The sequence below is a fragment of the Petrachloros mirabilis genome (assembly GCF_975968855.1).
This window is the reverse complement of sequence record NZ_CDLUDY010000076.1, coordinates 1-4,951: the sequence shown is the minus strand read 5'-3', so window position 1 is coordinate 4,951 and position 4,951 is coordinate 1. Positions and strand designations below refer to the sequence as shown.

Annotated in this window: 5 protein-coding genes; 3 read left to right on the top strand and 2 right to left on the bottom strand. The window is 56.9% G+C overall.

Features of this window, described 5'->3' with window-relative positions; translation table 11 throughout:
• Positions 1 to 840 (bottom strand): hypothetical protein (locus ACWVCN_RS03270; protein WP_455244083.1); only part of this gene is annotated, 840 nt, incomplete at its 3' end.
• Positions 841 to 1,079: 239 nt separating this feature from the next.
• On the opposite strand from ACWVCN_RS03270, the gene ACWVCN_RS03265 reads away from it, so the two are divergent.
• Together ACWVCN_RS03265 and ACWVCN_RS03260 are read left to right on the top strand one after the other, a co-directional pair.
• Complete coding sequence (locus ACWVCN_RS03265; RefSeq protein WP_455244082.1) at positions 1,080 to 2,558, top strand: protein adenylyltransferase SelO; 1,479 nt, start codon at positions 1,080 to 1,082, stop codon at positions 2,556 to 2,558.
• Between the two features lie 39 nt (positions 2,559 to 2,597).
• Positions 2,598 to 3,317, top strand: coding sequence for an alpha/beta hydrolase (locus ACWVCN_RS03260; RefSeq protein ID WP_455244081.1), 720 nt, complete (start codon positions 2,598 to 2,600; stop codon positions 3,315 to 3,317).
• Between the two features lie 47 nt (positions 3,318 to 3,364).
• On the opposite strand, the gene ACWVCN_RS03255 is transcribed toward ACWVCN_RS03260, so the two are convergent.
• On the bottom strand, positions 3,365 to 4,090 hold the full coding sequence (locus ACWVCN_RS03255) for a lipid-binding SYLF domain-containing protein (RefSeq protein WP_455244080.1): 726 nt from the start codon (positions 4,088 to 4,090) through the stop codon (positions 3,365 to 3,367).
• 206 nt (positions 4,091 to 4,296) lie between these two features.
• Here ACWVCN_RS03255 and ACWVCN_RS03250 point away from each other — a divergent pair.
• Positions 4,297 to 4,951 (top strand): ATP-binding cassette domain-containing protein (locus tag ACWVCN_RS03250; protein WP_455244079.1); only part of this gene is annotated, 655 nt, incomplete at its 3' end.

The following is a 4,951-nucleotide window of genomic DNA, read 5'->3' as shown; positions in this document are numbered from 1 at the left end:
GATCAGTGGCGGATGCTCAAGCTCCGATCCGGGCCGCACCCATAGCCGACCGGGATCCGGATTCATTCCATAATGTGCGTAAGGAATCGCGGGGGCATCGGGAAGCGATTCGTTCAGAACGGCTTTGTCCGCCTGGAACCCCAGTTTTCGTAAGCCCAACACCACGATGAATCGGGCCGTCACTTCGTGAACGGGACCGAACTTGCGCGTTACGCCCTTCGCGGACCAGGGTTCTTCAGGCCTGAGAGCGAGGGGAGCTCTAAAGGGGTCCTCGTAGGTGACCTTGATCTCAACGCCGACACCGGACACCGTCACGGCGTTGTCGCCCTTCAGGCGGACGAGAGGCACAGGTTCCGCAGCCGTGGCTTTCAAGAACTGAATCTTTGGAGCTGGCCCACCCGACACGTGGGCGACAGCCGGGGACACGAAGATAGCTGGAGGATATTCACGCCATGTGGCCGCCACACGATGCCGTTCGTGGAGCAGGCCGAAATTGCCAGCCAGGCTGCTCGATCCAAAGACGCCGCTGTCTGCTTCTTGTTCGGCCAGCTTACGGTGGGCTTGCATCGTGTCGTCCCAGCAAGCCTGTTGCCGTTCGCTCTTCTGAGACCCCTTGCTTTGGGGCTGGCCTTTTTCCCGCATGAGGCATCCAAGGTCGAGCGAAGCCCATTCAGCCACCTTCCCGTTGGCCAGGGCTGCGGCGTAGGCAAGCGCAACGCCCTTCGCGTTCATTCCCTTTGATCCCTTGGCATACGCATCGTTCGTCGTGAGACCGATGAAAGGCGTCAAGAGAAGTGCAAAGTAAAATATCCTGATGTTGAACCCCGATCGCAGAGCCATTGTTAATCCTCTTTGTCAGCAGTAAAGGGCACGGTCGGTTCCTATTACAACACAACCTATGTCAGAATGTGTACCCCCTTGGACCAGGTACCTTGGGGAGTGGGCGCAGGTCTTGGGCGAATACGAGATGACCGCACAGCGCTGTACAGCTGCCTCGATGCAAGGGGACGGTGTGATGCGCGCAGGCGAGCCAAGTAGATCGATATTATTAAGATGAGGAGATACCCGGGCGACGTATTATGGCGACCGAGAGAACACTTGAGGAGCTGCGATTCGACAACAGCTATGCCAGGCTGCCGGAAGCTTTTTACTCGAAACTCAATCCGACTCCGTTTGAGTCGCCTCCCTATCTGGTCCACGCCAATCCTGCCGCAGCTGAACTGATCGATCTCGAACCCGAACAATTTTCACGCCCGGAAGCGGCGGGTGTGTTCGGCGGGAGTCTGCTGGTGCCCGGCATGGAGCCTCTCGCCATGATTTATTCCGGCCATCAGTTCGGTGTCTACGTTCCGCAATTGGGCGACGGCCGCGCGATCCTTTTAGGAGAAGCGAAAAACGAGCGAGGGGAAAAGTGGGACCTGCACCTCAAAGGAGCCGGCATGACGCCCTTCTCACGAGATGGTGACGGCCGGGCTGTCCTGCGTTCCTCAATACGCGAATATCTCTGTTGTGCTGCGATGGAGGGCCTCGGTATTCCGACGACGCAGGCGCTCTGCATCATCGGCAGTGACGACAAGGTGTACCGCGAGCGGATCGAAACGGCCGCGACCCTCGTACGGATGGCGCCCTCACACGTCCGCTTCGGCACATTCGAAATCTTTTACTACCGGAATCAGCATGATCATCTGAAAATGTTGGCAGACTACGTGATCGAGCAACATTTTCCTGATCTGAGAGTAGCTTCCGACAAGTATGCTCGGTTCTTTGCCGGCGTCGTCGAACGGACAGCTAAATTGATCGCACAATGGCAGGCGGTCGGATGGGCGCACGGTGTTATGAATACCGACAACATGTCCGTCCTAGGCCTTACGCTGGACTACGGCCCGTATGGTTTTATGGACGAATACGATGCCGGATTCATCTGTAACCATTCGGACCACAATGGCCGCTACGCATTCAATCAACAACCCTATATCGGATTGTGGAACTTGAGTTGTCTTGCCCAAGCGCTGTTGCCGCTCGCTCAGAAAGAGGCTTTGAAATCGGCACTGGACTCTTACACGCCCCTCTTTGATCGGGAGTACCAATCGCTCATGCGGAACAAACTGGGGCTTACGGAATCCCAAACCGGAGATGACGAACTCTTCCGTGAGTTCTTAAGCCTGATGCAGGAAAGCCGCACGGACTATACGATCGTATTCCGCGAGCTCGGGACGTTCCGCGTTGATTCAACGGCGGCGAACGACCGGTTGCGCGAGCATTTCATAAATCGGGACAGGTTCGACGAGTGGGCGGCACGTTACCGCGATCGTTTGCGGAGCGAAGACAGTCGGGACGAAGAACGGCTGGCGCGTATGAACGGGGTGAATCCCAAGTACGTCCTGCGCAATTATTTGGCGCAGAGAGCGATCGAGAAGGCCCAAGAAAAAGATTTCTCTGAAATCGATCGACTATTGAGTCTGCTGCAGGAACCCTTCACCGATCAGCCCGGCATGGATTCCTATGCGGACTCACCGCCCAATTGGGGGAAACATATTGCGGTGAGTTGTAGTTCATGATGTTCCGAGCCGGCGTTCTACGCGAGTGAACAAGCCACGATGCGCGAAGCACAACTGGGCGGACTCACGACTAGAATGACGGGCGGATCGGACGGGAACGGTGGAGGAAACGGTCCTGTTGTCATCCTGCTCCACGGGTTCGGAGCGCCGGGAGACGATTTGGTTCCACTCGCCGATTGGATCGCCGCTCCGACGGGAACGCGCTTTTTGTTTCCGGAGGGACCGCTGTCGCTGAGTATGGGATTCGGCGCCTCGCGGGCTTGGTGGATCATCGATATGGCCAGGCTCGAAGCGGATCGTGCGGTGGGCCGTGTACGCGATTTGTCGGACGAGATTCCGCGCGGGCTCCCCCTGGCCCGTGCGGTGCTCGAAACCTTCCTGACTCAACTGCCGCAGGCGTTGCCGATTGAGTATGAGAAGACCGTGATCGGAGGATTCTCTCAAGGCGCTATGTTGACCTGCGACCTCATCATGCGCACGGCGCATCCCTTTGCCGGGCTTGTTCAGCTGTCCAGCTCGCTCCTGGCCAAGCAGGACTGGCGCCCGACCGTCTCCAAGCGAGCAGGATTGCCGGTTTTTCAAAGCCACGGAACGTATGATCCCATCCTGCCCTATGTGATGGCGGAACGACTCCGCGACGAGCTGAAAAAGGAAGGACTCGCAGTCGAATGGCACCCGTTTCGCGGGGGGCATGAAATTCCTGAACCGATCCTCGACCGGCTGGGCGGGTTCTTAGCAAAGGCGCTTATCAAGCGATAGGTGATGCCTGATTCGTGAGGCCGCATTGAGGGCGGACGAACCGGTGGTTATTCCTGATCGGACGGAACCTTTCCTGCTACGGCTCGATCCAAGGCTGCTCTCAGATCGGCGGATTGTGGGTTCGTGACGGATTGTTTCACAAGGATATCCGTCGGTCTCAGGTCCTTACCGTAGTAATTCCGGTTCCATTCGTCTCTGGTCGCGATCACGGCCCCTTCGAGCGAGATGCCGCCGAACAGGCCTTTTGCTCTCGCGAACGAAAGCATGTCCGCGCTGAGGTTCATCGCTGTCGAACCCTCGACTCCGGCTCCGACCGGACCAACGGCGACAGAGATATCACCGCCGAGTTTAAACGTGCTTGTGAGAAGCGATTCGACGCCACGTTGAGACATCACAAGCAACACCACTTCTGATGCCTGTGCGCCGAATTGAAATCCGAAGCTGCCGGCCCCCATCGTATAGAAAGCGGGCTGGCTCCATTCGCCGCTCTTGTCGTCTTTCACAAGAAATACGCCGCTTCCCCCTTCCCCGCCGAAGAAAAAGGCGGCCTTGAGGAGTTGCGGCACGATGAAAATGCCCTTTGCATCCTTGATGTGGTCACGGAACCACTGCATGTTCGAGTCGGCCAGGAAGCTATTGAGTGTCATGCGGGATTTGTCGACGAGATCTTTCTGCTCGCCGTCATCGGCTGCGGAAACCACGCAGGGTGCCAGCAGGGAAGCCATTAATAACGCCAGTGAAAGAGTCCGGAGTCTTCGTAATCGAGTCATCATGATTGAGCCTCAAAACGGTTAGGGTGGAATGCAACAGAGTCTGCACCACCGGAATGTCTTATGCAACTCTCAGAAGGCCAGAGGCAACTGATTACTATTCACATGGTGGAACTTCCACGGGGCTCGGTTGTGGTCGAAAAGGCTTGTCTGGTATCTTGCCTCCTTGGCAATTCCGAATCCGTTTCAATTGGAGGCTCGCAGAGTTTATGGCCACGAACGACAAGCAAGTCATTTTCTCTCTCGTCAATGTAGGAAAAGTCTATCCACCCAAACGACAGGTACTGCGCGAGATCTATCTGGGCTTCTACTACGGCGCCAAGATCGGCGTACTGGGGTTGAACGGCTCGGGTAAGAGCTCGCTACTCAAGATCATCGCGGGCGTGGATGAAAACTACACGGGGGAGATCACCCGCTCAAAAGGCTACAGTATCGGGCTGTTAGAACAGGAGCCGCAGCTCGATCCGAACAAGACGGTCAAGGAAGTCGTCGAGGAAGGCAAGAAAGAACTCGTCGGGCTGCTCAAGGAATATGAAGACGTCAGCAACAAGATGGGGGAGGCCACTCCGGACGAGCTGGAAAAGCTCATCGACAGGCAAGCGCAACTACAAGAAAAGATCGAGGCGGCCAACGGCTGGGAGTTGGAGAACCAGCTCGAAATCGCGATGGATGCGTTGCGTTGTCCACCCGCCGATCAGAAGGTGGGAACCCTGTCCGGCGGAGAGAAACGCCGGGTGGCGCTCTGTCGCTTGATGATCCAAGAACCGGATATTCTCCTGCTCGATGAGCCGACGAACCATCTCGATGCCGAGACGGTGCAGTGGCTCGAGCAGCACCTGAGCCGGTATGACGGGACGGTCATCG

Coding starts and splice junctions, on each gene's coding strand:
- ACWVCN_RS03265 (WP_455244082.1), top strand. CDS start 1,080: ATGGCGACCGAGAGAACACTTGAGGAGCTGCGATTCGACAACAGCTAT.
- ACWVCN_RS03260 (WP_455244081.1), top strand. CDS start 2,598: ATGCGCGAAGCACAACTGGGCGGACTCACGACTAGAATGACGGGCGGA.
- ACWVCN_RS03255 (WP_455244080.1), bottom strand. CDS start 4,090: ATGATGACTCGATTACGAAGACTCCGGACTCTTTCACTGGCGTTATTA.